The sequence below is a fragment of the Blastomonas sp. AAP25 genome (genome assembly GCF_001295965.1).
In the GTDB taxonomy this organism is placed as follows: Bacteria; Pseudomonadota; Alphaproteobacteria; order Sphingomonadales; family Sphingomonadaceae; genus Blastomonas; species Blastomonas fulva.
In genome coordinates this window covers 17,220-40,622 of the sequence record NZ_LJHP01000024.1, presented here as the reverse complement: position 1 = coordinate 40,622, position 23,403 = coordinate 17,220, and the positions used below count along the sequence as shown (strand labels likewise).

Sequence of the window (23,403 nt, the reverse complement as noted above, 5' to 3'; positions counted from 1 at the left end):
CCCGCCGGTGCCGCCGCGCAGGCTGTTGAGCGAGGCGGCGAGCTGCACCGCCTGGATCGGGGTCAGCTCGCCGATCGAATTGCCGAACAGGATGCGCGCCATGACCTCGTCCTGCGGGAGCGCGGGCGTCGAGGAGAACGCGATGTCTGGATTCTCGCCGGTGCCCGATACGTTGATGTTCACCGTGACATCGCCCGCTTCGCCGCTGGCGCGCAGATTGATCACCGGATTGGTGGCGCTGCCGCCGTTGAACCGCAGGCGGCCCTCTTCCAGATCGAACGAGCGCCCGGCAAAGCCCAGCGTGCCGCGCACCAGATCGATACCGCCGGTGATCCGCGGATTGCCCGTCGTTCCGGTGATGCGGATGTCCGCCGCCCATTCGGAATCCAGCCCCATTCCCGAGACATAGACCTGATTGTCCGCGACCAGCTTGACGTCAAGCCGCCAGTCGCTGGGTACGCCCGAAATGGGATCGGGGTCGCCGGTGATCCGTGCACGGCCCAACGCCGGCTTGCGCCTGACGCCGGTGAGCTTGGCGACCTGCACCGAACCCTGGCGCACGATGCGGTAGCGGGTCTCGGGCAGCCGGATGGTGCCCGAGATCAGCGCTGGCTGGGTCGCGCTGTTGATGATGCTGAGCTGTCCGGTGGCGGTCGCGGCTAGGCCGCTGCCATCTGCCAGTCGCGCATTGTCGAGATTGAGCGCGAGCTGCACCGGAAAGCCCTGCGCCGAGCTCAGCGAGACGAAGCCTTCGCCGCTGATCGTGCCGCTGCCGGCACGCGCTGTCAGCTGTTCGACCTGCAGCCGGTCGCCGGTGAAGCTGCCGCGCAGCCGCATGTTGGTCAGCCGGGTGCCGTATTGTTCGTTTTCGTACGTGAGGTTGTTGGCGCGCACGATGCCGCGCAGCTGCGGCTGCTGGACTCGGCCCGTGAAGTCCGCAGCCACGCCGATCGCGCCCGACAGGCTTTGGTCGGGAAGCGCGGCGAGGGAGAACAGGGTGTCGGCAGGTCCATTGTAGCGCAGACCGCCGCTCAGCGGAGCGGCAAGCAGCCGGGTGGTCCAGCTGCCGGCGCCAGCGGCGAGCGGGGTGAGCGCGACCTGCATGCGGCCGATCACCGCACCACGCCGCCTGATGATCGCGCGGGCATTGCCGCCATCGGGCTGCAGCGTCCCGACCACGCTCATGTCCACCGGTTGCGAAACCGAAGCCAGGCTGGTGCGGGTGAAATTGTCGATCGTCAGCCGGGCATCGGCCTCGGGGAAGCTGTTGGGATTCGTCTGGCGGAAATCCAGGCTGCCCGAGGCCGTTCCGCCCAGGCCCAGTCCGGGCATGATCGGGTTGATCAGCGCCAGATCGACCTCGGCAAGCCGCGCTCCGATATCCATGCCTGCGCCATAGCGGCCTGCGAGCTGGATTGTGCCGCGTGACAGATCGATGGTGGTAGGCATCAGCCGGTACTGTGCGGCCTCGGGAATGATCCGCGCCGGGTTGCGGGTCTTGAAGTCGATGCCGTTGGCACGGCCATCAAGCGCGACGCGCCACAGCTTGGGTTGCAGAACCGCATTGGCGGCAAAGCGGAACGGAAAGCTGTTGCGCCCTTCCGCCATCACCCGGGCGCTGCCCTGGCCGTTGCGATAATCGATCTTGGCGCGCGCGGCGGCGATCTGCAGTTGGCCCATTCTAGTGCCCGCGAGCTGGACATCGGCGACGATCTGCGGCTTTTCGGTCATCACCATGTCGGCTGCGATGATCGCGCGGCCGATGACCACGCCTGCGGGCCCGGGAAGCCGCGCATCGCGGGCGTTCAACGCCAGCACCGCGCGCTGATAGGCACCCGCGGCGGAGAGGTCGACATTGCCCGACACTCCGGCGCCATCGGCTATGAGCAGGCCTGCGAAGGGTCCGGCGCTGGTCTGGCGGACCCTGCCGGTGATGCCGATATCGGCAAAGCGGGTGCCCGGGTTTACCGCGATCTCGAGCGGTCCGCGTGCCGTGAAGACGTTCACATCGGCAGCAAACGCGCCGTAATCGGTGTCGCCATTGCCGGTCACCGCATAGCTGTTGCCGTCTCCGCGAATGGTGGCGATGACGTTGGACATGCCTATGCCCAGCCCGGGCCGCGCGGCTGTCACGGTCGCGACGGGTCGTGTCACCGTCCCTGTCACCGCGACGGTCAGCGGGCCATATTGGTTGGATGAACCGCGCGCGTCGAAGCGGATCTGGCCGTCGGTGGAATAGGCGCCCCGGCCTTCGGAAAGCCTGAATGCCGGCGCTGCCACGGTCAGCCTTGTGACCCGGCCGATGCCGTCGCTGCCATAGCTGACATCGGCGTTGATCAGAGAATTGCCGCCCAGGAACTCGCGCAGGCCATCGTTGAGGATCTGGCTGGATCGCGCCGAAATCTTGCCCGCGAGGCGGAAACCGCCATTGCCGGTTGTTTCCAGATCGATATCTGTCGCGACGTTGAAGATGCCCACGCTCTCTACGCGGTAGCCGTTTACGCGGCCATTGAGCGCGCCGGTATACAGCCCGGTATTGAGATCGGCGAGGATCACCGCCGTTGCATCGATGCGGCTGGACCGGATTTTGAGGTTGTCGGACATCAGCCGGGCGTTCGAATAAGCAAGGTCGCCGTCGAGACGGACGTTTTCGAGCAGGCCACCTGCGGCAGCGTTGAGCCCAGCGATCCGGCGTGCGCGTGCGCTGACCGGGATCATCCAGGCGTCGGCATCAAGCCGCGCCGCGCCGGTCGCGGTCAGGCCGATCACCGAAATATCGTTGAAGCCCAGCCGCGCGGCGGTGATGTCATAGCCGATCTGCGGGGATGCAAACCCGCCGTTGAGCGTGAGATTGGCCGCAATCCCCGCACCGCTAAGATTTTCGGCGATCGTTCCGGGCTGCAGCAGGCGGAAGGCCACCTGCAGATCGCGCATCTGGCTTGTCCCCAGATCGACCAGACCATCGGCATCGAACGCGAAATTGGCGTTGCCGATTTTGGCCGCGATATCGAACTGCCGCTCGTTGGCGGTGGTGGTGATGTCGATCGTCGTTTCGGGCTCGAGCAGCGCGCCGGGCTGGGCTGCGAGCAGCAGGGCAGGGCGCATCTTGCCGCGCGCGGTGAAGGTACCCTTGCGCGAGGTGAGCACGACATCGGCGAGCGACTGCCCGCCCAGCGTGCCGCCCAGCGCACCGTTCCATGCGTCCCAGTCACCCTTGCCGCGCAGATCGACGCGCATCGGCTGGGCAACGCCGGTCAATCCGGCGATCAGGCCTTGCGCCGGGGCGTCGAGATTGAAAGCCAGGTCGAGCGTGTTGGTTTCCGGAACCGCGCGCAGATCGAGCGTCATCGTCTCGCCGCCTGCAAATCCGGTGCCTGCCTGCGTCGCCGCGCGCGCGCTGACCACGGCGGTGCGGTCGGCAATGTGGACCTTGCCTTCGAGGGATGCGCGATGGCGCTGGCCTGTCACTGCCGGATCGATGTCGATGCGGCGGAGGTCCAGCCGGGCGATGTCGATGTCCAGATCGGGCAGCAGCGGCTCGTCGGTGGGCGGGGTCTCATTGAACGCGGGCAGGCGGCGCAGGCGCATCTGCGGCACAACCAGCGAGCGGATATCGACATGGCTGCGTGCAAAGGCAAATGGGCGCCAGTTGACCTCGACCAGTGGCGAGGAAGCAAAAACGCCCTGCGGATCGCGCAAAGTCAGGTCGCGGATTCGCATCTGCCCGTACAGCGAACCTTCGATCCTGCCGATGCCGATGTTGAGTCCATTCTCGAACTCCATCCCGGCAATCTGCTTGGCAACGAAACGCTTTCCGCTGCTGCTATCCAGCCAGACATAGCCGATCGTGAGCAGCGCCAGGATCGTGCCCAGCAGCACCGCGACACCGATGGCGATGCGGCGCGGCCAGGATTTTAGTGGGTGTTCGGTCTGCACCGGCTCGGCCACGGGTTCGGCGGCGGTATCGATTGCGTCGGCCATCAGAAGGCCTGACCGATAGAGATATAGACCGCGACGCGGGATTCGCCGGGGCGCCGGGCGATCGGGGTTGCGACATCGAGCCGCATCGGCCCGAAATTGGTATAGAAACGCCCGCCGATCCCGACGCCATAGCGAAGGTCGTCAAACCCCGGGGTCGAGCTGGTCGAAACCTGCCCTGCGTCGACAAAGCCAACGATCCCGTAATTGCCGAAGCGATAGCGGATTTCCGCCGCCGCCTCGACCAGGCTGCGCCCGCCGATCGGACGGTTGTCGGGGTCCTTGGGACCCAGTTCCTGATAGCCGAAGCCGCGGACCGACCCGCCGCCGCCTGCGTAATATCGCCGCGAGGGCGCGATGTCTGGGCGGTCGGCGCCAAAGATCGACCCCACCCGTGCGCGTCCGGCAATCACGATGTTGTCGCCCACCGGGTAATAGCCGGTGCCCTCGAGCAGCCCGCGGCCATAGAACAGCGTTCCGCTGCCAAGCGAGGCCTCGGGCGAAACCTGCGCCGAGAGCCGGAAGCCGCTGGTCGGGTCAAGCAGATCGTTCGAACGATCCCAGGTGATCTGGCCCGGCAGCGCAGCGACATAATAGGTCCGCCGGTCGCGCTGGCCGAGGGTGAAGTTGTAATCCTGCTCGTTGGTGCCCAGCAGCTCGAAGCCATAGCTGTAGGTCAGCCGCTTCTGCCAGATCGGCGTGCTGTAATAAGACACACGCCCCGCCAACCGCCCGGTGAAGGATTCATACGCTGCAAAGTCGCTGCGCAGCGCCGACAGGCTCAGTTCGACCGCACGGTCGCGGCGTCCGGCGTTCGATCTGCGGAAGGTCGCCGATGCGCCCTGTTCCTGCGTGCCTGCGGTAATGCTGGCGATCAGCGCGCCTTCGGGCGGGAAGAGGTTGCGATGGGTCCAGCTGCCCTGCGCGCGGATGCCCTGGCCAGTGCCATAACCGGCATTGGCCGCGAGCGTGCGCGCGGGGCCAGCCTCCTGATCGACCTTGAGATCGGCATATCGGGTTCCGTCGGGCGCTGCTGTGCCCGAAGGCTCGGGCTGCACGGCGACCACCGAATACAGCCCCGTGGCCACCAGCGCCTTGCGCAGATCGTCGACCAGTCGGCTGTCGTAAAGGTCGCCCTTGTCGAAGCGGGCAAGCTTGGCGATGTGGTCAGCCTCGAACACGGTCGATCCGCTGGTGACGATATCGCCAAAGCTGCTGCGCGCGCCAGGGGTGACGGGAAGCGTGTAATCGCCGGTTACGCTCTCGGGATCGAGCAGGATGTCGCGCTGGCCGACCTTGGCAAACGGATAGCCCTGCTGCGGCATGGCGACTGCGATATTGGCCTCTGCCGCGAGAATGCGCTCGGCATCGATCGGCTCACCGGTGGCGGGAACGAAATTGTGCGCGATCAGATCGGCAGGCTCGACCGGCGGCGCGTTGAAGGTGATCGTGCCGAGGCGATAGCAGGGGCCGGGACTGGCGGTGAGCACGACCATCATCGGCCCGGTGGTGCCGCTTTCGGCAAATTCGATCGCGCCGTTCACGGTTGCGTCGAAATAGCACTGGCCGATCAGCAGGTCGGCGAGGAGCTGCTGGTCCTCGAGCATCCGCGCCGAAACCATCGCACCGTTGCTCGCCTTGCCATCGCCATCGTCGAGCGCGGACAGCTCGCCAAACCGCGCGCGGATCGAACCTGCGCCATCGGGCTCGGGGTTGGCTTCATCTGCTGCATCGAGTGCGTCCAGGCCGTCGATCCGGTAGCTGTAACGTACCGCGCGGGCAGCGTCGTCGTCTGCCTCGGTGTAGCGGCTTTCATCGAACGGCTCGACATCGAAGCTCTCCAGCGGGCCTAGTGGCGCGGCAAGCTCGGGGTCATCGGCCAATGGCGCGGTCAGCAGATATCCCCCGACGGTCGCATCGCCGGTCTGGCCAAGCGCGGGCGCCTGGGAGTCGAGGCGTGCCTGCTCGGCGTCCCAATCCTCGATCGTCCCCATCGGCGCATCGGGATCGATCGACGGAATGGTCGCGTCGAACTCTTCGTCGGTGATGATCGGAGATTCGCCTGTCTCATTCTCGGGCGCGGGCGGAGGAGCTTGTGCGGTCCGCTGCATGGCGATGGCCGCCGGGGTATCGCAAAGTGTCGGCAAAAGGACGCAACAAACCGAGCATAGGCGCAGAAACATCTAAAATCCTGAATTCCGGGCGCCTGGCATGAACGTCCCCCGCAGCTCTACGCGCCAGCCAGGCAAATGGTTCACGCACATAGGTTAGAAAGTTTGTCGGGCTGGATGCGAACCGGACGCAACGTGCCCGTGGTGCGGCGCGCAGATGTCTCACGCACGCTGCCCACACAGGATCATGCGATCCTGCAGTGCTCGGAAATTCTAGACCTATGGAAGGTCCCGGAATTGATCGACATCCTCAAAAGGATGGTGACCCCTACGGGAATCGAACCCGTGTTTCAGCCGTGAAAGGGCCGCGTCCTAACCGCTAGACGAAGGGGCCATCTTCGCGGGAAGCGCCCCATTAGGGATTCGCGGCTGGGCAGTCAAGCGCGCTATTTCGCTTTTCGCAGCTTTTTCAAAGATCGACCGCGGCAAGGTCGTCAACGTGCATTTCCGCGGCGTGATTGCCGTTCCAGTTGTCGATCTTGACGCGCCCCGCCAGCCAGAAGCGTCGGTCGCGCGGCGCACCCAGCAGCGCCTGGCCCAGCGGGGTATCGACGCTGCGAAACGCCATCGCCTTGAACGATGCGCCGTCATCCCCCGCCGCAATCGCGCGGACGTGCGTCGTGCCCACGACATCGCAGCGCACGATGCGCACCGGGCCGGTCGCAAGCCGCGGCGCGGGCCAGCCCATGCCATAGGGGCCTGCGCTCTCCATCCGATCGATGAGGTCCGGCGTCAGTCCGCGCGGAGCGACCAGCGCATCGACCAGCAGCCGCGCCGCTCCCGATGCGGCAGCGACCCTCGCTGCCAGATGCTCCTCCAGAAACTCGCTGAACCGGTCGATTTTGTCGGCGTTGATCGTCAGCCCTGCCGCCATCGCATGGCCGCCGCCTGCCACGAGCAGCCCGGCATCCTTGGCCGCGATAATCGCCGCGCCCAGATCGACGCCCGGGATCGAGCGGCCCGAGCCCTTGCCGATGCCCTTGTCGTCCAGCGCGATCACCAGCGAGGGTTTGCCCGTCCGCTCCTTGATCCGGCCTGCGACGATACCGATCACGCCCGCGTGCCAGCCCTGGCCGGCAAGCAGCGCCACCGCCCGGTTGTGCTGCCCGGCGAGAAGCGCCTCGGCCTCCTCCTGCACCATCGCCTCGATCGCGCGGCGTTCCTCGTTGAGGCGCGAGAGCTGGGCTGCGATATCGCTGGCTTCCGCCTCGTCCTGCGTGGTGAGCAACCGCACGCCAAGGTCCGCCGCACCGACACGTCCGCCCGCATTGATTCGCGGGCCGAGCGCAAAGCCCAGGTCCGAACACACCGGCGCGCGGGTGAGGCGGCTGACATCGATCAGTGCGGCCATGCCGATATTGCGCCGCCGCGCCATGATCTTGAGCCCCTGCGCGACAAAGGCGCGGTTCAGGCCCTTAAGTTGGGCGACATCGGCAACGGTGCCCAGCGCCACCAGATCGAGCAACTCCATCAGCGCAGGTTCTGAGCGGCTGGCGAAATAGCCCCGCGCGCGCAGGGTGCGCACCAGCGCTGCGCCAAGCAGGAAGGCGACGCCGACCGCGGCAAGATGGCCGTGCGCGGCCGCCTCATCGTCTTCGTCGAGCCGGTTGGGATTGACCAGCGCAAAGGCGCGGGGCAGCTCTGCGGCGCATTTGTGGTGATCGACCACCACGACATCGACCCCGACATCATGCGCCATCTGCAGCGCCTCATAGGCCATTGCGCCGCAATCGACGGTAACGATGAGGGTGGAGCCCGCCTCGGCGAGGCTGGTAAGCGCTGCGCCCGAGGGGCCATAGCCTTCCATCAGCCGGTCGGGAATATAGGCGCCGGCATCAAGGCCGAGGTCGCGCAGCAGGCGGATCAGCAACGCGGCGCTGGTTGCGCCATCAACGTCATAGTCGCCATAGATGGTGACCTTTTCGCGCGCGATCACCGCCTGCGCTAACCGGTCGGCGGCGCTGTCCATGTCGCGGAAGATCGACGGGTCGGGCATGAAGCCGCGGATGGTCGGTGCGCGATAGCGGTCGAGATCGTCGCGCGGCACGCCCCGGCTGAGCAGCAGCAAAGCGACCAGATCGTCGGGCTCGAGATCGGCCTGGCGCCGATCGCCTTCTGCGCCGCGCCAGTGCCATGGCTGGCCGGTCAGCGACTGGGTGATGCCGAGAACGGGTTCGGGATGGAGTGTGGCCATCGGTGGCGGTTTCCTAAAAAGTCGGTCGTTCAGCCGGCGCTCTTGCGGCGAAAGCCGGAACCCGGGGCGGGTGCAGTGCCATCACGCATCCGGGCTCCGGCGGTGGCCGGAGAGCGACAGGGATGCCCCGGGGTCTAGCGCTGCTGCGACGATTTGGCGAGGTCTAACGAAAACGGGTGGACCCTGTCCTGTGGGGGTCTAAACCAGACATGATGACCGAGATCCCGACCCTGCTGATCGTGTGGCACAGCCGTACCGGCGCGGCAAAGGCGATGGCGCAGGCCGCCTTCGAGGCGGCAGCGGGCGAGTGTACGGCGCGGATGCTCGCCGCCGACGATGTACAACCCGAAGACATGCTCTGGGCCACAGGCTATCTGTTCGTGTGTCCTGAAAATCTCGCCAGCATGACCGGGGCGATGAAGGAGTTCTTCGATCGCCATTATTATCCTGTGCTGGGGCGGATCGAGGGGCGGCCCTATGCGGCGATGGTTGCCGCAGGATCGGACGGGCAGGGCGCGGTGCGGCAGATCGAGCGCATAGCCACCGGCTGGAGGTTGCGGCGGATTGCCGACAGCCTGATCGTGTGCACCGATGCGCAAACTCCCGAGGCGATCGCGGCGCCCAAGCGGCTGGGCGCGACCGATCTGGCCCGGTGCGGCGAGCTGGGCGCAATGCTCGGCGCGGGTGTTGCCATGGGGATATTCTGATCCCAAGCCGCTGAAATTCCTTTCCGAAACGGGGAGGGGCCCGCGAAGCGGCGGAGGGGAAGCGGGGTTGTGCGCCCCTGTGATCTGTGTACGATCCCGCCTCCCCTCGGTCGGTCCTGCGGACTGCCACCTCCCCGGTCCGGGTGAGGATCATCGGGTGTGTTTTCTTAGGAGTGTCGCATGCTTTACCGTTCGACCTTGCTGGCCTTTGCCGCACTGATCGCTGTCCCCGCCACTGCGCAGCAGGCGCCGGTCGAGACCCGGCAGGTGGGCACCGCGCGGCTGGAGAACGTGCCGGAAATCCCGCAGGAAATCCGCGAGGCGGTGCAGCGCTATCAGAACTATCGCGAGGCGCGCTTCCAGGACTGGCTGCCTGATGGATCGATGCTGATCACCACCCGGTTCGGATCGACCTTTCAGGTGCATCACGTTACCGCTCCCGGCGCGGCGCGGCGTCAGTTGACCTATTTCAACGAACCCGTCGGCGGGGCCAAGGCGGTGCCCGGCCAGCGCCGTTTCCTGCTCACCCGCGACACCGGCGGCGACGAGTGGTTCCAGCTGTTCGTGCGCGATCTCGATGGCGTGGCGCAGTCGCTGACCGAGCCGGTAACGCGCAATCAGTCGCCGGTGTTCGCCAAGGATGGCAGCCTTTTGGTCTGGTCGCGCGCCACCAAGGGATCGGCCGATTATGCGATCATGGCCGCCGATCCTGCCGATCCCAAGAGCCGCCGACTGGTGTGGCAGGGGACAGGTGCGGTCGGGCCGCAGGATATCAGCGCGGACAAGGCGACCGTGCTGCTGGGCAAGGGTATCTCCAACCGCGAAAACCAGCTGATGCTGCTCGATATGGCGAGCGGCAAGGTCACCCCGCTCGAATTCTCGGTCAAGGCCAAGGCGCGGTTCGAGGAGGCGCGTTTTGTCGATGGCGGCAAGGCGATCCTTGCTATCACCAACGCGGGCGGCGACTTCCGTCGGCTGGTCAGGATCGACATCGCGTCGGGACAGATGACCCAGCTTTCGGACAAGGTGAACTGGGACGTTGAGGCCTACGACCTTTCGCCCGATGGCAGGACCCTGGCCTACACGATCAACGAGGACGGCTTCTCGCGCGTGCTGATCTCGTCGCTGACCACCCCGCAGGCGATCTCTTCGCCCGAGCTGCCGCGCGGCGTCATCAGCGCGCTCGAATTCTCCCCCGATGGCGGCAAGCTTGCGATCGGGCTGACCAATGCCACCACCGCAGGCGATGTGTGGGATATCGATCTGGGGACCGGCGCGGTCACCCGCTGGACGCAGTCCGAAGCGGGCGAACTCGATCCGGCAAGACTGGTCGAGCCCGAGCTTATCCGGTTCAAGAGCTTCGACGGGCTTTCGGTCCCCGCCTTCGTCTATCGCCCAAAGAACGCAGCAGCCGATGCAAAGCTTCCGGTGATCATCGACATCCATGGCGGACCCGAGGCGCAGACTCGCCCCTCATGGAACCCTGGCGCGCAGTATTTCGCTGATGTTCTGGGCGCGGTGGTGATCCTGCCCAATGTGCGTGGGTCGGACGGCTATGGCACCAAGTACCTCAATCTCGACAACGGACCCTTGCGCGAAGACAGCGTCAAGGACATCGGATCGCTGATCGACTGGGCAGGCAAGCAGCCGGGAATGGATGCCCGGCGCATCGCGGTCTATGGCCAGTCCTATGGCGGATACATGTCGCTTGCAGCCATGACCTTCTATTCGGACCGGCTGGTTGGCGGGGTCGAGCGCTATGGCATCAGCGATTTCATCAGCTTCATGGCGAACACCGAGGCCTATCGCCGCGACAACCGCCGCGCCGAATATGGCGACGAGCGTGACCCCAAGATGCGCGCCGTGTTCGAGCGGATCGCGCCGCTCAAGAACGTGGCCAAGATCACCAAGCCGATGCTGGTGATGCAGGGGGCGAACGACCCGCGCGTGCCGCAGTCCGAATCCGATCAGGTGGTAGCAGCCCTGCGCGGCAACGGGGTGCAGACCTGGTACGTGCTCTATGCCGATGAGGGGCATGGCTTCCTCAAGAAAGCCAACAACGATCTGCGCCGCGAGGTCGAGACGGTGTTCCTCAAGCAACTGTTCGCGCAATGAAGACGTTCTTCGACGCGCGGCAGCACGACCATGCGCCCGCGATGGAACTGCACAATGGCGCCTATGTGCCCTATGCCGAGCATCGCGGGCGAATGGAGAATGTGCTGGCGACGCTGTCCCAAGTGGAGGCTCCGTGCGACCATGGCATGGAGCCTATCCGGCGGGTGCATAAGGACAATTATCTCGCCTTCCTGCAAAGCGCGCACGAACGCTGGGTGGCCGCGGGGCGCAACGGCGATGCGCATGGCTATGCCTGGCCGGTGGTGGGACGGCGCCCGCTCAACCTGAACCGGATCGATGCGGATCTTGGCCAGTTCAGCTTCGACGCCTCGAGCCCGATTTCGGCAGGCACCTGGACCAGCGCCTATTGGGGCGCGCAATCCGCGCTGGCGGCCACCGAGGCGGTGCTGGGCGGTGAGCGCGCGGCCTTCGCGTTGTGCCGTCCTCCAGGGCACCATTGCGGCGCGGATTATCTCGGCGGATACTGCTTCCTCAACAATGTCGCGATCTCGGCCGAGGCGGCAATCGCGGCGGGCAAGCGGCGGATCGCGATCCTCGATGTCGATTACCACCACGGCAACGGCACGCAGGACATCTTCTATGACCGAGGGGACGTGCTATTCGTCTCGGTTCATGCCGATCCGGCGACCGACTATCCGTTCTTCTGGGGCCATGCCGACGAACGCGGCGAGGGCGCGGGCGAGGGCGCGACGCTCAACCTGCCGCTGCCGCGCGGGAGCGGGCTGGAGGCGTATCGTGCCGCGCTCGATACGGGGCTGGCTGCGATCCATGACTTCGGTGCGGACATGCTGTGCGTATCGTTCGGCGCAGATACCTTTGCTGGCGATCCGATCTCGCAGTTCGCGCTGCAGACGGCGGATTATACGCCGATCGCCCGATCGATCGCTGACCTCGACCTTCCCACGGTGATCGTGATGGAAGGCGGCTATGCCGTCGATGCGCTGGGCGAGAACGTCGCGGCGTTCCTGGCGGGGTTCGACTGAATGGGTGAGGCCCTGGGCCGGCTTAACCCTTCATCTGATCGACCAGTCGCCCTCCCTTGAACAAGGCGACGCAGCGTCCTTGGACCGGCAGGCGGTCGAACGGGGTGTTGCCCGCGCTCGCCGCCATCTTGGCAGAATCGACCTGCCAGGGGCGGTCGGCATCGACCACCACCACGTCGGCCTCGTAGCCGGTGCGCAGCGCGCCGGCCTGAACCCCGAGGATGCGCGCGGGATTGGCCGCGATCAGATCGAACAGCCGCTCGGTGCTGATCACGCCATCACGCACCAGCCCCAGCGACAACGGCAGCAGCGTTTCCGCGCCGGCCATGCCTGGCTGCGAATCGGCGAAGGGGAGGCGCTTGTCCTCCGGCCCGCGCGGATCATGGCCCGAGGCGATGACATCCAGCGTGCCATCGCCGACGGCGGCGATCGCGGCCTGGCGATCATCCTCGCAGCGCAGCGGCGGCGACAGCCGCGCAAAGGTACGGAAGCCGCCCAGTGCGACATCGGAGAGGAAAAGATGCGCAGGCGTGATCCCGGCGGTTACCGGCAGCCCTTCGGCCTTGGCGGCACGGATCAGCGCAAGGCCTGCGCGCGTAGTCACCTGGCGGAAATGCACCCGCGCCCCGGTCATCCGCACCAGCGACAGATCGCGCGCGATCGCAATACTCTCGGCCTCTGACGGCGCCTGGGGCAGACCCAGCCGGGTCGCCATTTCGCCTGCGGTGGCGACGGCGTTGCCCGACAGGCCATGGTCTTGGCTGTGGACGATCAGCGGCAGGTCGAGCATCGCACAATATTGCATCAGCCGATGCATAACGCCGGTATCGACGATCCAGCGTCTCCCGGTGGCAACCGCGCGTGCGCCTGCCTCCTTCATCAGCCCGATCTCGGCCATCTCGCTTCCCGCAAGGTCGCGGGTTGCCGCTGCGAGCGGGTGCACCCAGAAATCGGGCTTGCCCGAATAGGCGGCAAAGCGCACCCGCGCCGGGTGGTCGAGCGGCGGGCTCTGGTCGGGCATCAGCGCAGCGCGGCTGATCCCGCCAAAATGGAACGCGGGCGGATCGATCGCGAACACGCCCAGATCCACGAGGCCCGGTGCGATCAGCGCGCCCCTGGCATCATGCACGGCATCGTCGGACCCGGGCGTCACGTCGCCGATCTCGGCAATCCTGTCGCCGATGATGCGCAGCGCGCCTGGCACAGGCTCAGCCCGGCCCGGCAACACCAGACAGCCGTTGGTGATTGTCAGCGGGCGGGTGGGAAGCTTGCTCATGCCCAGCCCTCCACGCCGCGGCGCCTGCGGGTGAGCACGTCAAGGCACGCCATCCGCATAGCCACCCCCATTTCGACCTGATCGGTAATCGCGGATCGCTCGACATTGTCGGCGATATGGCTGTCGATCTCCACCCCGCGATTCATCGGGCCCGGGTGCATCACCAGCGCATCGGGCCTGGCCAGCGCCAGCCGCACGTCGGTCAGCCCGTACAGATGGCGGAACTCGCGCGGGGAGGGGATGAACTGCCCCTGCATGCGTTCGTTCTGCAGCCGCAGCATCATCACTACGTCGGCGCCATCGAGCGCCTCGGCAAAATCGCGGCAGGGGGTGCCGCCCATCGATTCGACCGCAGGCGGCATCAGCGCGGGCGGCCCTGCGACGCGGACCTCGGCGCCCAAAGTGGAGAGGCAGATCATGTTCGACCGCGCCACCCGGCTGTGCAGGATATCGCCGCAGATCGCGACGCGCAGGCCCGCGATCTGCCCCTTGCGGCGGCGGATGGTCAGCGCATCGAGCAGCGCTTGGGTCGGGTGTTCGTGCGTGCCGTCGCCGGCATTGAGCACAGGACAACCGACCTTGTCCGCGATCAGCTGCACCGCGCCCGAGCTGCCGTGGCGGATGACGATGGCATCGGCGCGCATCGCATTGAGCGTCACGGCAGTGTCGATCAGCGTCTCCCCCTTCTTCACGCTCGACTGCGCCGCGTGCATGTTGACGACATCGGCGCCCAGCCGCTTGCCGGCGATCTCGAACGACAGCAATGTGCGGGTGGAGTTCTCGAAGAATGCGTTGATCAGCGTCAGCCCCGCCAGCCGATCGTCGTGCTTGCTGGCCTGGCGGTTCATGTCGACCCATTGTTCGGCTTCATCGAGCAGGAACTCGATTTCCCATGGCTGCAGCCCGGCAATGCCGAGCAGATGCCGGTGTGGAAAGGCCATGCTGCCGGGCGGATAATCGCTGGCCGGGCGGCGGGCGGAGCTGTTTTCTGGCGATGTCATCAAAGCCAAGCGTCTAGGAGCGAATCGCGATTGGCTCAAGCGTCGTTTTCATGGCAGCCACCCCCCGTTTGCAGGGTGGACAGGTGCGGCTGCAGCCGCAATGATAAGCACTGACAAGAATGTAAGCGGGAGGGATTCTGGATGGAGCTGGTAACCGAAGGCTTGCGCTTTCCCGAAGGCCCGGTGGCGATGCCCGACGGCAGCGTGGTGCTTGTCGAGATCGAGCGCGGCTGTGTCACCCGCGTGCTCCCCGATGGCTCGCAACAGGTGATCGCCGAGCTTGGCGGAGGACCGAACGGCGCGGCGATCGGCCCCGATGGCAGGCTGTATGTCTGCAACAATGGCGGCTTCGATTATATCGAGCGCGCAGGTCTGCTGGTGCCGCACGGCCAGGCATCCGATTATTCCGGGGGCCGGATCGAGCGGGTCGATCTTGAAACCGGAGCAGTGGAGACGCTGTACCGTGATGGCGATTTCGGCTGCACGCTTCGCGGCCCCAACGATATCGTGTTCGACGATGCAGGCGGCTTCTGGTTTACCGATCACGGCAAGACCCGCGAGCGCGAGCGCGACGTCACCGGCGTTTTCTATGCCAAGGCCGATGGCTCGCTGCTCAAGGAAGTGATCTTCCCGATGGAGAACCCCAACGGCATCGGCCTCTCGCCCGATGGCAAACGGCTCTATGTCGCGGAAACCTACACCTGCAAGCTGTGGGCGTATGACGTTGCCGGTCCGGGCGAGATCGCTTTCAGCCAGGGGCTGCTCGGGCCAAGCGGGACGTTCCTGTACAGCCCGCCGGGTTATACCTTTTTCGATTCGCTGGCGGTCGATGGTGCGGGTAATGTCTGCGTCGCGACGATCGGGCAGAGCGGCATCTCGGTGGTTTCGCCCGACGGCCAACTTATCGAGTTCGTCGCGACCGATGATCCGTTCACCACCAACATCTGCTTTGGCGGGCCCGACCTTAAGACCGCGTGGATCACGCTGTCGGGCACCGGGCGGCTGGTGAAGATGGACTGGCCGCGCGGCGGGGCGAAGCTGAATTATCTGAATATCGGATGATCCTTTCCCCTCCACCAGGGCGATAGAGAATTGAACTGCTGCAACAAGGAAGCCAAACCGTGACCGACCAACGCTGGGCCATCGACATCGACCGCGATCAAATCGCCAATGCGCAGATCGTCGCCGCGCCTGAGCCCGATCTGCCCGAAGGCGCGATCGAGGTGACGATCGACCTCTACGCCATGACCGCCAACAACGTTACCTACGCGGTGTTCGGCAAGCCGCTCGGCCTGTTCGGCAATGATCAGGGCTATTGGGACTTCTTCGCAGAGCGGGACACCCCTGGACGTCTGCCGGTCTGGGGGTTTGCCACGGTCAGCCGCAGCCATCACGAGGGCGTGCCTGTAGGCACCCGGCTTTACGGCTATTTCCCGATGGCGAGCCATGCCGTGCTGATGCCGGGCAGGGTTGGTCCGCACGGTTTCACCGACATGACCCCGCGCCGCACCACGCTGCCGGTGATCTACAACCAGTATCAGCGGATCGATGCTCTGGGCGATTATCGCGCGCAGGATCATGATTACTGGCCTGTGTTCCGCCCGCTGTTCCTGACCGGATGGTTGATTGCCGATCTGCTGGAGGACGAGAGTGACTATGGCGCGCAGCAGGTGCTGGTCGCCAGCGCATCGAGCAAGACCGCGATCGGGCTCGCTTATGCCCTCGGCCAGCGCTCGGCGCGGCCCCGGATCGTGGGACTGACCAGCGCGGGCAATGCCGCCTATGTCGGATCGCTGGGGCTCTATGACGAGGTGGTCACCTATGACGCCATCGGAGCGATGGATGCGGGCAAGACCAGCGCGATGGTCGACATGGCCGGCAATGCGCAGGTCGCCGCCAGCGTGCACAACCATTTCGGCGATGCGCTCAAGGCCTCGATCGTCGTCGGCAAGTCGCACTGGGATTCGGCCGACGATGGCACGGCGATGGCAGGGCCCGCGCGGCAGATGTTCTTTGCGCCCGGGCGCAGCGAAAAGCGGATCGGCGAATGGGGGCCGGACCAGTTCCGGCAGAAGCTCGAGGCCGCGTGGCTGGGCTTTGCCGATCTGGCGCCGCGGCTGCTGGGGATCGAGAAGCGCGCTGGCGCCGATGCGGCGCTGGCCGCCTATCGCGAGACGGTCGAAGGCAAAGCCGATGCCAAGACGGGGCTGGTCATCACCCCATGACGTTTTCTGCCGTGATTTTCGATTTCGGCGGGGTGATCACCTCGTCGCCCTTCGAGGCGTTCAACCGGCTGGAGGCCGAGCGCGGGCTGCCACGCGACTGCATCCGCCGGATCAACGCCACCAATCCCGACGACAACGCCTGGGCGCGGTTCGAGCGCGCGGAGATCGATGCGTCCGCCTTCGATGACGCCTTTGCTGCCGAAGCCGCGGCGCTGGGGCTGGAGATCAGCGGCGCCGATGTCATCTCGTGTCTCGCGGGCGATATCCGCCAGCGCATGGTCGCCGCGCTCGATGCGCTCAAGGCGGGTGGCTACACGCTCGGTTGCATCACCAACAACGTGCGCGCAGGCAAAGGGTCGGCGATGGTGTTCGATGATTCGCGCGCCGCTCAGATCGCCGCGATCATGGCGCGCTTCGACCATGTCATCGAAAGCAGCAAGGCGGGCGTGCGCAAGCCCGATCCGCGTATCTATGCGATGATGTGCTACGCACTGGAGGTTGCGCCCAAGGCCTGCATCTATCTGGATGACCTTGGAGTGAACTGCAAACCCGCAGCCGCAATGGGCATGGCCGCGATCAAGGTGACAGGCGAGACGCAGGCACTGGCCGATCTGCGCGCGCTGCTCGGTTTGCCCGGCGATTGGCCACGCGCATGATGCGGCCTCTGGTCGCGCTGCTGGCGTTGTGCGCGGCTCCGGCACTCGCCGATCCGGGGACGGTTGTCGCCGTGGGCGGCGCGCTCGAGGATGACAACGCGGCGGTGTTTCGTGCGCTGGTCGATGCGATGCCCGCCGACGCGCCCGGGATTGTCGTCATCCCTGCAGCGTCGGGGTCGGCGGGAGGATCGGCGTCGCGCTTTGCCGATGCGCTCGCCCGGCATGGCGTCGCGCGCGACAGGGTCGATCTGGCGCAGGTCGCAATGGTCGACGATCCCGAAACCCCGGATGCCGACGAATCCCTTTGGCGCGATGGCGGCAGCAATCCCGCCGAGATCGCCAGGATAGAGCGTGCCGGGCTCATCTGGTTTGCAGGCGGCGATCAGGCGCGGATCATGGCGACACTGGTAAGGCCCGATGGCAGCGACACGCCAATGCTCGCCGTCATTCGCCAGCGACTGGCCGCTGGCGCAGTCATCGGCGGCACCAGCGCAGGCGCAGCGGTGCTGGGCGAGCACATGATCGGTTGCGGCAGCCCCGATGTCGCGCTTGTCGCGCCGGTCTCGCGCAATCTGGCCGACTGTGCCACCACCGAAGAAGGCGCTACCGGTGCGCCTCTGGTGCTGGCCCAGGGCTTGGGCTTCCTCCCAGGCATCGTGTTCGACCAGCATTTCAGCCAGCGCGGCCGCCTGACGCGGCTAGTGCGCGCAGTCGCATGTATCGACGCGGAGGCGGTGACCGGAATCGGCGTGGACGAGGACACCGGCTTTGTCTTCGGGCTGGGCCGCGAAACCGGCCATGCGGTGGGCAAGGGCACGATCACGCTGGTCGACCCGTCCGACGGGCGCAAGACCTGTGATGGTGCGGTAATGGACAATGTCCGCCTCGCCCGCATTCCCGCCCGCACCGGAAACTGAACGGCCATGGACAATTTCACCCACGGCCTCGCCGGATGGGCGCTGGGGCAGGCCGGGCTCAAGCGGATGACCGGGCTTGCGGTGCCGACGCTGATCATCGGCGCGAACCTGCCGGATATCGATGCGGTGCTGAGCGTGCTGGGTACCCAGTCACTGGCGCTGCGGCGTGGCCTCACCCATGGGCCGATCGCCCTGCTGATCCTGCCGCTGCTGCTTACCGCCGCGATGGTCGGCTTCGAGCGCTGGCAGGTGCGGCGGCGCAAGCGGCCAAGGTCGCGATTGCCGGTGCGACCGGTGCCGCTGCTGATCCTCGCCTATATCGGAACGCTGTCGCACCCCGCGCTCGACTACATGAACAATTATGGCATCCGCCTGCTCGAGCCGTTCTCGCCTCGCTGGTTCCACGGCGATACGCTGTTTATCATCGATGCTGTGCTGTGGACCATCCTGCCGTTGGGCATCTGGGCCTCGCGGCGCAGGGAGACGGCGGGACGGAACGGCTGGGAGCGTCCGGCGCAGGCGGTGCTGGCGCTGGCGCTGGTCTATATCGCAGGCAATTTCACGCTCTCGGCCAAGGCGGAGGCGGACACCGCGCAGGCCATCCGCAGGCAGCGCGGGATCACGCCCGATCTGGTTATCGCCAATGCGGTTCCGGTGCGCTTCTGGCATCGCGACATGCTGTGGCGCGGCGATGATCTGATCGGCAGGGGCGCGTACAGCACATTGGGCGCGCCCGCGCTCAGCCTGCAGGCCGGGCAGGCTGCGACCAACATGGCAAGCCCCTGGGTCGCGCGCGCGGCGGCGCAAAACTCTGATGCGCGGGCCTTTTTGTTCTGGGCGCGGATCCCATATGCCAGGCTGACCAATATCCCGGGGGGCAAAAGAGTGACCTTGCGCGACGCACGTTTTGACAGTTCGCCGATTGCCGACCGGTTCACCGTGGTCGTCGATGTGAAGGGCAGGCCATGACCCGCCCCGCGATTGTCTGGCTGCGCCGCGACCTCAGGCTCGCCGATCAGGCAGCGTTCGTGGCGGCGGCAAGTGCGGGGCCGGTGATCCCCGTTTATGTCCTCGACGACGACACACCCAGGCACCGCAAGATGGGCGGGGCATCGCGCTGGTGGCTGCACCACAGCCTCGCCGCGCTTGATGCGGATCTGCGCAAGCTGGGCTCGCGGCTGGTGCTGCGCCGGGGCGCTGCTGCCGATGTGCTGGCCGAGCTGGCGCGCGAGACCGGTGCGGCATCGGTGTACTGCCTGCGGCACTACGAACCCTGGTGGCGCAATGCCGAAAAGGCGCTGAAAGAGACGCTGCCCGAGGGTTGCGCGCTCGAGCGGCATCACGGCAACTATCTGATGCCGCCCGGATCGGTGACCACCGGCAGCGGCCAGCCCTACAAGATCTACACGCCGTTCTGGCGCGCGCTGGCGCAGCACATGCCCCCGCCTGAGCCGCTGCCTGCTCCGAAGTCGCTCGACGCCCCCACCGCCTGGCCGAGAAGCGATGATCTTGCCGACTGGAAGCTGCTGCCGACCAAGCCCGATTGGGCAACGCGCTTTGCCGAGGAATGGACACCCGGCGAGTCGGGGGCGGCCAAACGCGTGGATGCCTTTGTCGACAAGGCCAGGCATTACGAAGACCGCCGCAACCTGCCCTCGATCGAGGGAACCTCGCGCCTGTCGCCACACCTGCATTTCGGCGAGATTTCGCCTGCGACCGTCTGGCACGCGACGATGGAAGCGGGCGGATCGGTCGAGACATTCCTCAAGGAACTGGTCTGGCGCGACTATGGGCAGAACGTGATTGCGCAATACCCCGATTACGGCAGGGCCAACGCGCGCGAACCGTTCGATGCGTTCCCCTGGCGCGATGCCGATGACCCCGAGGTTCGCCGCGAGGTCGAGGCCTGGCAGCAGGGCCGCACCGGCTATCCGCTGGTCGATGCCGGAATGCGCCAGCTCTGGGCGACAGGCTGGATGCACAACCGCGTGCGGATGGTCGCGGCCTCGTTCCTGATCAAGCATCTGCTGGTCGACTGGCGCGTGGGCGAGACGTGGTTCTGGGATACGCTGGTCGATGCCGATTACGGTTCGAACGCGACCAACTGGCAGTGGACCGCTGGCACCGGCGTTGATTCGAACATGTTCGTCCGCATCATGGCGCCGCTGACCCAGTCGGAAAAGTTCGATGCCGCAGGCTATATCCGCCAGTGGGTACCCGAACTTGCCGATCTTTCCGACAGCGCCATCCATGATCCGGAAGCGGCGGGCAAGTTCATCAAGGGCTATCCCAGGAAGATCATCGCGCATAAACAGGCGCGCGAGCGCGCGCTGGCGGCGCATGCGTCGATGAAATCATAACAGGCAGGCAAGAGGAGACAGGGTGATGCGGGTTTGGACGAGTTTTGCAGCGGCGTGTGCGCTGGCGGTGGGCGCAGGATCGATTGCGGTTGCCAAGGAATCTGCCCCGGCGGTCAAGGCGATCCAGCAGATGAGCCCCGCCGAGATGGAGCGGGTGCGCACTGCGGGCGCGCAGATCCTGTTCTGGTCCGACGCGCAGCGCTCGGCCAATTTCCGCGCCATGGAGGCGCAGTTCCCCGGCACCACCGCCAAGGCAGGTACCCCGCGCGCCCTGCACAAGGGCGCAGCCCTGCCTGTGAGCGATGCCGAGATCGAGGCCTTCATGACCGCGCAGAATGTCGCCGGGCTGATGGTGATCCAGGACGGCAAGGTGCGGCTGGAGCGCTATGGTCTGGGGCTGGGCGCGCAGGATCGCTGGACCAGTTTTTCGGTCGCCAAGTCGTTTACCTCGACGCTGGTCGGCGCTGCGGTCAAGGATGGCCTGATCACCTCGGTCGATGATCCGGTGACCAAGTATGTCCCCGAGCTCAAGGGCAGCGGCTATGACGGGGTGTCGGTCAAGCAGATCCTGACGATGACCTCGGGGGTCAAATGGAACGAGGATTACACCGATCCCAACAGCGATGTCGTCAAGATGCTCTCGGTTGCGGTGAAGCCCGGCGAGGATCCCAACAGCGCATACATGAAGACGCTGCCGCGCGAGGCCGAACCTGGAACCAAATGGGTTTACAAGACCGGCGAAACCAACCTCATCGGCGTGATCGTCCAGCGCGCCACCGGCAAGACGCTGACCGAATATGCCGAAGAGAAGATCGTCAAGCCTGCGGGCTTCGAGGGCGATCTGTTCTGGATGGTCGATTCCGCCGGGCAGAATGTCGGCGGATGCTGCCTCTCGATCCGGCTGGCGGACTATGCGCGCATGGGCCTGTTCGCGATGGAAGGCGGTGCAGGCCAGGTGCCCGAGGGCTGGTTTGCCGAAGCCGGCAAGGAACAGGCGCCGATCGGCCTGCCGGGCTTTGGCTATGGCTATCAATGGTGGACCTATCCCGGCGGCGCCTGGGGCGGACAGGGCATCTTCGGCCAGGCGATCCTGATCGTGCCGGAGAAGAAGCTGGTCATCGCGGTGGTCAGCAACTGGCCCAAGGCGAGCGGGGCAGATCTGCGTATCCCGCAGCTGCAGTTCTTTCAGCAGCTTGCCATGGCGGCGGATTGATCAGGACCGATGACCGACGACAGCCGCCTGCACAAGGAACTGACCGCCGCCGGGATCGCGTTCGATCAGGTCGAGCATGAAGCCGTCTTCACCGTGCTGGAAAGCAGCGTGGTGGAGCGGCTGGTGCCCGGTGCGCACACCAAGAACCTGTTCCTGAAGGACGCGGGCGGGCAGTTCTATCTGGTGACGGTGCTAGCCGAAAAGCAGGTCGATCTGGGCGCGCTCAGGCATATGGTGGGGGCAGGGCGATTCAGCTTCGGCAGCGCGGACGAGATGATCGAGCTTCTGGGGATCACCCCGGGCTCGGTGACGCCGCTTGCCGTATTGAACGACGCGCGCGGGCGGGTGCAGCAGGTGCTCGACGAGGTGCTTGCGGCGCAGCCCCGCGTCAATGTCCACCCCTTGCGCAACACCGCGACTTTGGGGCTATCGGGGCTGGATCTGGTGCGGCTGCTGGTGCGCTGGCGGCATGCGCCGCTGATCGTTCCTGTCCCCAACAAGGCCCCGGCGCCCGAGCAATCCCAAAATTGAGGGTGGGCGCTGGCCGATGCTTGCTGTAGTCCTCACTGAATGACCCTGGTAACCGCCCGTCCGCTGATCGACAGCTTTTCGCGCACGATCAGCTATGTCCGCCTTTCGGTGACCGATCGCTGCGACCTGCGCTGCTCTTACTGCATGCCCGAGCGGATGCAGTTCCTGCCCAAGGCCGAAGTGCTGAGCCTTGAGGAGTTGCACCGGCTGGGCCTCGCCTTCATCGCGCGCGGCGTGCGCAAGATCCGGCTGACCGGGGGCGAGCCTCTGGTGCGGCGCGACCTGATGACGCTGATCGGGAAGCTGGGTCGCGAGCTGGGCAATGGGCTCGACGAACTGACGCTCACCACCAACGGGACGCAGCTCAAGCAGCACGCGGGCGCTCTGGTCGATGCCGGGGTCCGCCGGATCAACATCTCGCTCGATACGCTCCAGCCCGATCTGTTCGCGAAACTGACCCGCCGCGATGCGCTGGCACAGGTGCGCGAAGGCATCGATGCGGCCGACCGTGCGGGGCTCAAGATCAAGCTCAACACCGTAGCGCTCAAGGGTCTGAACGAAGAGGAGCTGCCCGCGCTGATCGGCTGGGCGCACGGTCGCGGCTTCGATGTCACGCTGATCGAGGTCATGCCGCTGGGCGAGGTCGAGGAAGACCGGTTCGACCATTACCTGCCGCTCACCGCGGTGCGCGACCGGCTGGAACAGGACTGGACACTGCAGCAGAGCCCGCACGACAGCGGCGGCCCTGCGCGCTATGTCGATATCGCCGAAACCGGCGGCCGGCTGGGCTTCATCACCCCGCTGACCAACAATTTCTGCGCCAACTGCAACCGCGTGCGGGTGACCGCGACGGGGCAGATCTTCATGTGCCTCGGCCAGAACGACCAAGTCGATCTGCGCGCCGCGATGCGTGGTCCGGACAGCGAGGCGGCGCTCGATGCCGCGCTGGATCGCGCAATCGCAAGAAAGCCCGAACGGCATGATTTCCACATCGATGCCCCCGGCGCGGCACCCGCGCTGGCGCGGCATATGTCGATGACCGGCGGCTGAGCGCG

General features: G+C 66.0%; 17 protein-coding genes and 1 tRNA gene. 12 read left to right on the top strand and 6 right to left on the bottom strand.

Annotated features, from left to right (window positions below; all coding sequences use genetic code 11):
• The 4 genes from IP68_RS15795 to recJ all read right to left on the bottom strand — a co-directional run.
• On the bottom strand, positions 1–3,981 hold a 3,981-nt coding region (locus IP68_RS15795), incomplete at its 3' end, for a translocation/assembly module TamB domain-containing protein (protein WP_054135976.1).
• Complete coding sequence (locus IP68_RS15790) at positions 3,981–6,089, bottom strand: autotransporter assembly complex family protein (protein ID WP_054135975.1); 2,109 nt, start codon at positions 6,087–6,089, stop codon at positions 3,981–3,983. The genes IP68_RS15795 and IP68_RS15790, both read right to left, overlap by 1 nt.
• A 319-nt stretch (positions 6,090–6,408) precedes the next feature.
• Positions 6,409–6,483: transfer RNA gene (locus IP68_RS15785), tRNA-Glu, on the bottom strand.
• A gap of 75 nt (positions 6,484–6,558) precedes the next feature.
• Positions 6,559–8,343 (bottom strand): single-stranded-DNA-specific exonuclease RecJ, encoded by a 1,785-nt coding sequence (recJ, locus tag IP68_RS15780; RefSeq protein ID WP_054135974.1) that lies wholly within the window; start codon positions 8,341–8,343, stop codon positions 6,559–6,561.
• Positions 8,344–8,555: 212 nt separating this feature from the next.
• Between recJ and IP68_RS15775 the strand changes: the two genes are divergently transcribed.
• The 3 genes from IP68_RS15775 (at position 8,556) to IP68_RS15765 (ending at position 12,169) form a co-directional block, all read left to right on the top strand.
• Positions 8,556–9,050: a flavodoxin family protein gene (locus IP68_RS15775; RefSeq protein WP_054135979.1), complete on the top strand. Its 495-nt coding sequence runs from the start codon at positions 8,556–8,558 to the stop codon at positions 9,048–9,050.
• A 180-nt stretch (positions 9,051–9,230) separates the two neighbouring features.
• Positions 9,231–11,165, top strand: coding sequence for a prolyl oligopeptidase family serine peptidase (locus IP68_RS15770; protein WP_054135973.1), 1,935 nt, complete (start codon positions 9,231–9,233; stop codon positions 11,163–11,165).
• Positions 11,162–12,169 (top strand): histone deacetylase family protein, encoded by a 1,008-nt coding sequence (locus IP68_RS15765; RefSeq protein WP_054135972.1) that lies wholly within the window; start codon positions 11,162–11,164, stop codon positions 12,167–12,169. Before IP68_RS15770 ends, IP68_RS15765 begins: the two co-directional genes overlap by 4 nt.
• A 22-nt stretch (positions 12,170–12,191) precedes the next feature.
• Here IP68_RS15765 and IP68_RS15760 read toward each other — a convergent pair whose 3' ends face one another.
• Positions 12,192–13,445 (bottom strand): dihydroorotase family protein, encoded by a 1,254-nt coding sequence (locus tag IP68_RS15760; protein WP_054135971.1) that lies wholly within the window; start codon positions 13,443–13,445, stop codon positions 12,192–12,194.
• Positions 13,442–14,446, bottom strand: coding sequence for an aspartate carbamoyltransferase catalytic subunit (locus IP68_RS15755; protein ID WP_054135970.1), 1,005 nt, complete (start codon positions 14,444–14,446; stop codon positions 13,442–13,444). Before IP68_RS15755 ends, IP68_RS15760 begins: the two co-directional genes overlap by 4 nt.
• 141 nt (positions 14,447–14,587) lie before the next feature.
• Between IP68_RS15755 and IP68_RS15750 the strand changes: the two genes are divergently transcribed.
• The 9 genes from IP68_RS15750 to moaA are packed head-to-tail and all read left to right on the top strand — an operon-like array spanning position 14,588 to position 23,398.
• Positions 14,588–15,508: an SMP-30/gluconolactonase/LRE family protein gene (locus IP68_RS15750; protein WP_054135969.1), complete on the top strand. Its 921-nt coding sequence runs from the start codon at positions 14,588–14,590 to the stop codon at positions 15,506–15,508.
• Between the two features lie 59 nt (positions 15,509–15,567).
• Positions 15,568–16,671: a DUF2855 family protein gene (locus IP68_RS15745; RefSeq protein WP_054135968.1), complete on the top strand. Its 1,104-nt coding sequence runs from the start codon at positions 15,568–15,570 to the stop codon at positions 16,669–16,671.
• The gene (locus tag IP68_RS15740; protein WP_054135967.1) at positions 16,668–17,327 is read left to right on the top strand and encodes an HAD-IA family hydrolase; all 660 of its coding nucleotides are present in this window, start codon (positions 16,668–16,670) and stop codon (positions 17,325–17,327) included. Before IP68_RS15745 ends, IP68_RS15740 begins: the two co-directional genes overlap by 4 nt.
• Positions 17,324–18,244 (top strand): cyanophycinase, encoded by a 921-nt coding sequence (locus IP68_RS15735; protein WP_054135966.1) that lies wholly within the window; start codon positions 17,324–17,326, stop codon positions 18,242–18,244. The genes IP68_RS15740 and IP68_RS15735 overlap by 4 nt, the downstream gene beginning before the upstream one ends.
• Positions 18,245–18,250: 6 nt before the next feature.
• Positions 18,251–19,213 carry a metal-dependent hydrolase gene (locus IP68_RS15730; RefSeq protein ID WP_054135965.1) on the top strand — a complete coding sequence of 321 codons (963 nt, stop codon included), beginning with the start codon at positions 18,251–18,253 and terminating at the stop codon, positions 19,211–19,213.
• Entirely contained in the window at positions 19,210–20,604 is a 1,395-nt protein-coding gene (locus IP68_RS15725; protein WP_054135964.1) for a deoxyribodipyrimidine photo-lyase, read from the top strand. Before IP68_RS15730 ends, IP68_RS15725 begins: the two co-directional genes overlap by 4 nt.
• Before the next feature lie 25 nt (positions 20,605–20,629).
• Positions 20,630–21,817, top strand: a complete 1,188-nt coding sequence (locus IP68_RS15720; protein ID WP_054135963.1) for a serine hydrolase domain-containing protein — start codon at positions 20,630–20,632, stop codon at positions 21,815–21,817.
• A gap of 9 nt (positions 21,818–21,826) precedes the next feature.
• Positions 21,827–22,348 carry a prolyl-tRNA synthetase associated domain-containing protein gene (locus IP68_RS15715; RefSeq protein ID WP_054135962.1) on the top strand — a complete coding sequence of 174 codons (522 nt, stop codon included), beginning with the start codon at positions 21,827–21,829 and terminating at the stop codon, positions 22,346–22,348.
• A gap of 39 nt (positions 22,349–22,387) precedes the next feature.
• Positions 22,388–23,398: a GTP 3',8-cyclase MoaA gene (gene moaA / locus IP68_RS15710; RefSeq protein ID WP_054135961.1), complete on the top strand. Its 1,011-nt coding sequence runs from the start codon at positions 22,388–22,390 to the stop codon at positions 23,396–23,398.
• The last annotated feature ends 5 nt before the right edge of the window (positions 23,399–23,403 follow it).

Coding starts and splice junctions, on each gene's coding strand:
- recJ (WP_054135974.1), bottom strand. CDS start 8,343: ATGGCCACACTCCATCCCGAACCCGTTCTCGGCATCACCCAGTCGCTG.
- IP68_RS15720 (WP_054135963.1), top strand. CDS start 20,630: ATGCGGGTTTGGACGAGTTTTGCAGCGGCGTGTGCGCTGGCGGTGGGC.
- IP68_RS15770 (WP_054135973.1), top strand. CDS start 9,231: ATGCTTTACCGTTCGACCTTGCTGGCCTTTGCCGCACTGATCGCTGTC.
- IP68_RS15740 (WP_054135967.1), top strand. CDS start 16,668: ATGACGTTTTCTGCCGTGATTTTCGATTTCGGCGGGGTGATCACCTCG.
- IP68_RS15755 (WP_054135970.1), bottom strand. CDS start 14,446: ATGACATCGCCAGAAAACAGCTCCGCCCGCCGCCCGGCCAGCGATTAT.
- IP68_RS15735 (WP_054135966.1), top strand. CDS start 17,324: ATGATGCGGCCTCTGGTCGCGCTGCTGGCGTTGTGCGCGGCTCCGGCA.
- IP68_RS15725 (WP_054135964.1), top strand. CDS start 19,210: ATGACCCGCCCCGCGATTGTCTGGCTGCGCCGCGACCTCAGGCTCGCC.
- IP68_RS15715 (WP_054135962.1), top strand. CDS start 21,827: ATGACCGACGACAGCCGCCTGCACAAGGAACTGACCGCCGCCGGGATC.
- IP68_RS15765 (WP_054135972.1), top strand. CDS start 11,162: ATGAAGACGTTCTTCGACGCGCGGCAGCACGACCATGCGCCCGCGATG.
- IP68_RS15750 (WP_054135969.1), top strand. CDS start 14,588: ATGGAGCTGGTAACCGAAGGCTTGCGCTTTCCCGAAGGCCCGGTGGCG.
- IP68_RS15760 (WP_054135971.1), bottom strand. CDS start 13,445: ATGAGCAAGCTTCCCACCCGCCCGCTGACAATCACCAACGGCTGTCTG.
- IP68_RS15730 (WP_054135965.1), top strand. CDS start 18,251: ATGGACAATTTCACCCACGGCCTCGCCGGATGGGCGCTGGGGCAGGCC.
- IP68_RS15775 (WP_054135979.1), top strand. CDS start 8,556: ATGACCGAGATCCCGACCCTGCTGATCGTGTGGCACAGCCGTACCGGC.
- moaA (WP_054135961.1), top strand. CDS start 22,388: ATGACCCTGGTAACCGCCCGTCCGCTGATCGACAGCTTTTCGCGCACG.
- IP68_RS15790 (WP_054135975.1), bottom strand. CDS start 6,089: ATGCAGCGGACCGCACAAGCTCCTCCGCCCGCGCCCGAGAATGAGACA.